The sequence below is a fragment of the Natronomonas sp. genome (genome assembly GCF_036625485.1).
Taxonomy (GTDB): domain Archaea; phylum Halobacteriota; class Halobacteria; order Halobacteriales; family Haloarculaceae; genus Natronomonas.
Genome location: NZ_JAZKTR010000208.1, coordinates 1 through 3,560 on the forward strand (window position 1 = coordinate 1; position 3,560 = coordinate 3,560).

The following is a 3,560-nucleotide window of genomic DNA, read 5'->3' on the forward strand; positions in this document are numbered from 1 at the left end:
TCGTCGTCTTCCTCGGCTTCTTCGCGTTCGTCGTCTTCCTCGCTTTCCTCTTCGTCGGCTTCCTCTTCCTCGCTTTCCTCTTCGTCACTTTCGTCTTCATCGACGTCGTACTCGTACTTCTCTTCGACGAGGGTTAGCGAGCCGTCCTCGACGACGTATTCCAGTTCACCTTCCGCGTGGTCGGATTCGTACTCGACTTCGAGTTCCTCGAGGGCCTCGTCATCCTCGGTGAGCGCCGAGCGGTCGACCGTCGCGGTTCCATTCGCGTCGGTGGTGACGGTTACGTCCTCGTCCCCTTCGACGGTGACCGAGGCGTTCTCTACGGGCGCGCCGTCATCAGTAACGGTTACTGTCACGGTTTCGTTATCGAGCGCCGCATCCATCTCCAGTTCGGACACGGACGCCGACGAGGCGCCGGTATCCGTCTGGGCGAGGCCCGTTACTGCGGCACCGCTTCCAGCAACGAGCAATACTGCCAGCACCGCCGCAAGGGTTTTCGAGACTGACATTGCAGTCGACCCGACGGCTGTGAGGGACATAAATCGGGGAAACCGTAACACGGAGTTTGACCGAGTTTACTCGGATTAAAACGGTTTAATCGACCCAGAGAACCGTTTTTCGAACTTGCAGACGCGTCAGCGATTACGTCATTACACCCTATACCGGCCGAACTACTCCTCCAGACGGTCCGCAATCCGCTGACTGCCGAGGACGAACAGCCCCGCAACGAACAGCACGCCGACGGCGAAGAGGTACAGCGGGTCCTGTTGCACGTCGACCAGTCCGACCAACCCGAGCGCACAGCCGAAGAGCAGCCAGCCGACCGCACCCTGTCGCTCGCCACCGTAGAAGTGGATGCCGGCGGCGGCGACGAAGACGAGCGCACCGACGCCGGCGAAGGTGCCATCCGGCAGACCGAACGCCAGGTCCGCCACCAGAAGCGGCACCAGGACCAACAGGACGAGCAGACGGCTGTAATCCGAGGGGTCGCGATTCATGATTGGGCCTCGGCGCGGGCGGCTAAAAGTCCACTCGAAGCGGTTCGGACGCTCGGTCCGTCAGAGCGGCCGATAGACGCCGCCGGATTCGGTCACTTCGCCGGCCCGTTTCAGTTTGTCGAGGGCGCGTTCGACGTAGGATTCGGACACCCCTTCGTCGGCGGCGTAGGCGACGACGTCGTCGGCCGTCGGTTCGTCGAGGTCTTCGAGCGCGTCGTGAACCACCTGTTTGCGACTTCGGGAGCGGCCACCACCGCTTTCTGCGCGTTCGCCGGCCGCGGCGACGGCGTCGGTGTCCAGTCCCGAAGCCGTCAGGAACTCCTCGTCGCTGATGCCGACTCCGTCGAGGTCGATCTCGGCGGGGTCGACGAACTCCCCGTCGTCGGCGCGTTTGGCGAGCATCGAACTGCGAACGCGAGCGGCGGCATCGGAGGTTTCGGTCTCGGCGAAGGCCTTCAGTTTCTTGAACTGGTGACGCTTCTCACAGCGAGGACATTTCGTCGTCTCCGGGCGCCCCTCGACGACCCACAGCGCGTGGCACTCCTTGCAGCCGACGACCGAGTACATACGCCGAGATTCGGCGTCGTCGGATAAAAACCCACGCCGGAAGGCGGGGGCGGCCCGCTCGCGTCGGGGGGAACACTCAAGAAGACTGCCGCTCACCAGCCGGTATGAAACGCGTCGGACTTTCGGACCGCGAATCGGTCGAAGCCGTCGATGACGTCCACCTCACGCAACTGGCGACCGGCGAGAAGACGAGCATCCAGGGCTTCGAGATCGAACCGGGCGCGACCGTCCCGGAACACGACCACCACCACGAGCAGACGGGGTTCGTCTACGAGGGCGAGTTGACGTTCATCGGCCCGGACGGCGAGGAGACCGTCGTCGGGCCGGGAGATTCCTTTACGATTCCGGGCGACGAGCCACACGCCGCCGCGAACCGTGGCGACACCGTCGTCCGCGGTGTCGACATCTTCGCGCCGCCGCGGCCGAACCCCGACTGGGCCGAGTGACTACCCGTCGACCAGTCCCCACCGCTCCTCGTCGTAACTGCGGTCGCGTGCGGCGTCCAGTTGCTCCTCGATCGCCCGCCCGAGTGCGGCCTTCTCCTCGCGGCTGATTCGCGCCAGTTCGTCGGCTTTCGCCACCGCCATCGGCGGTCCCTTCTCGTGGGCCACGTCCCGGAGCACCTGCATCGTCAGCGCCTCCCGTAACTCCTCGTCGCGGGTGAATACGGCGGGCGCCTCGATGCGGTAGAGTTGCTCCTTTCGCGGGTCGAACACACAGAAGAAGGTCACCTCGTAGTCGGCGTGGTCCCGCTCGCGTTCGATGCCCAGCGCGTCCCCGTCGGTCGACAGCGGGCGGTCGACGCCGCCGCGAGAGACGAACCAGTTCGTGAAGGTGAGGTCGTCGGTCAGCGTCTCGCCCTCGTCGTCGGTCCGCTCCAGCACCCGCGTGAAGAAGGCCGAATCGTCGACCCACGGCGCGCGCTCGGCCTCCCGGACCGCCTGGATGATCGCCTTCGAGCCACTGTTCTTGACGAACCCGATGAGCGGAACGCCACGCTCGGCGAACTCCTCGACGAGGTCGATGTAGGCCGCCACGACCTGTCGCGGCAGTTTCTCCTCGATCAGCAGGTCGGCCAGTTCGGGGTGCCGGTCGCTCCAGACGAGCAGCCCCTTCGGGTAGATGGGGCCGTCGAGGATGAGCAGGTCGTCGACGACCTCAGACTGCATCCCCGCGTGCTTGGCCTCGGCGAGATACAGCGACAGCGCGTGGACGACCGCCTCCTCGTAGCGATTGACTCGCGGCGCCTGGATGATGCGGCCCCGCGAGTAGCCGCGGTCGAACATCGTCCAGTCGTCCTCCCCGCAGTCGACCGTCGCGTCATTGGAGTGGACCGTCGTCACCACCGACCGCGCGCGGTGGAGTTCGAGGTCCGAGGGGACGGCGGCCATCGCCGCCTGCGCGACGTCCAACACGAGGCCGTTCGTGAACGTCGTCGGGTTGATGGTCCCCGAATCGAGGCCGTGCTGGGTCGGGAACGGCGCCTCCTGCAGGGCGGCGTCCTCGGCGTCGATGCGCTGGCGTCGCACCTCGTCGAGCGGTTCGACGACTCGCCGGCCGTCGTACATGAGTGGGTCCAGAAACTCCTCGAAGACCGTCTCCGCGAAGGAGTCGTGGTCCGTGGCATCGACGCGCTGGCTGATGCGGCCCGCCAACTGCGCGATGCCGTCGAAGTGGACCGGGTCGAGCGTCATTGGTGGCTCTCGGTCGGTCTCCCTGTTAAATGGTCGGGCGCTAGCATTCGACTCTGGTGGAAGACGGATAAGGTGTGGCGACTACGTGACCGCAAACACACAGAAAGCCCTCGGCCCGCGAACCTACATCGCGGCGCTACGCGCCGCGCATGTCGCGCGACGGCCCAGACGGGCCGCACGCGCTCCGGGCCGGGTGACGTTTATAAACGGCGCACGCTGGCCGACCGCCGTGAGCGCCTTCGCGAACGGCGGTCGGACGAAATCCTGCGAGGGACGACCGACTAAGCGAAGCGAAGGAGGG

General features: G+C 65.6%; 4 protein-coding genes and 1 pseudogene. 1 reads left to right on the plus strand and 4 read right to left on the minus strand.

Features of this window, described 5'->3' with window-relative positions:
• From V5A53_RS13845 to V5A53_RS13855, 3 genes and pseudogenes are all read right to left on the minus strand, one after another.
• Window positions 1-509, minus strand: a pseudogene (locus V5A53_RS13845) (hypothetical protein); the annotation flags it as partial.
• Window positions 510-671: 162 nt separating this feature from the next.
• Window positions 672-998, minus strand: a complete 327-nt coding sequence (locus tag V5A53_RS13850) for a hypothetical protein (protein ID WP_332314206.1) — start codon at window positions 996-998, stop codon at window positions 672-674.
• A 60-nt stretch (window positions 999-1,058) separates the two neighbouring features.
• Window positions 1,059-1,565, minus strand: coding sequence for a DUF5817 domain-containing protein (locus V5A53_RS13855; protein WP_332314207.1), 507 nt, complete (start codon window positions 1,563-1,565; stop codon window positions 1,059-1,061).
• Window positions 1,566-1,669: 104 nt separating this feature from the next.
• Between V5A53_RS13855 and V5A53_RS13860 the strand changes: the two genes are divergently transcribed.
• The gene (locus V5A53_RS13860; protein ID WP_332314208.1) at window positions 1,670-2,011 is read left to right on the plus strand and encodes a cupin domain-containing protein; all 342 of its coding nucleotides are present in this window, start codon (window positions 1,670-1,672) and stop codon (window positions 2,009-2,011) included.
• Here V5A53_RS13860 and V5A53_RS13865 read toward each other — a convergent pair whose 3' ends face one another.
• On the minus strand, window positions 2,012-3,259 hold the full coding sequence (locus V5A53_RS13865; RefSeq protein WP_332314209.1) for a DNA double-strand break repair nuclease NurA: 1,248 nt from the start codon (window positions 3,257-3,259) through the stop codon (window positions 2,012-2,014).
• Window positions 3,260-3,560: the final 301 nt, after the last annotated feature.

What these genes read in the sequence shown, in the direction of transcription:
- V5A53_RS13860 (WP_332314208.1), top strand. Translation starts at nt 1,670, where the DNA reads ATGAAACGCGTCGGACTTTCGGACCGCGAATCGGTCGAAGCCGTCGAT.
- V5A53_RS13855 (WP_332314207.1), bottom strand. Translation starts at nt 1,565, where the DNA reads ATGTACTCGGTCGTCGGCTGCAAGGAGTGCCACGCGCTGTGGGTCGTC.
- V5A53_RS13865 (WP_332314209.1), bottom strand. Translation starts at nt 3,259, where the DNA reads ATGACGCTCGACCCGGTCCACTTCGACGGCATCGCGCAGTTGGCGGGC.
- V5A53_RS13850 (WP_332314206.1), bottom strand. Translation starts at nt 998, where the DNA reads ATGAATCGCGACCCCTCGGATTACAGCCGTCTGCTCGTCCTGTTGGTC.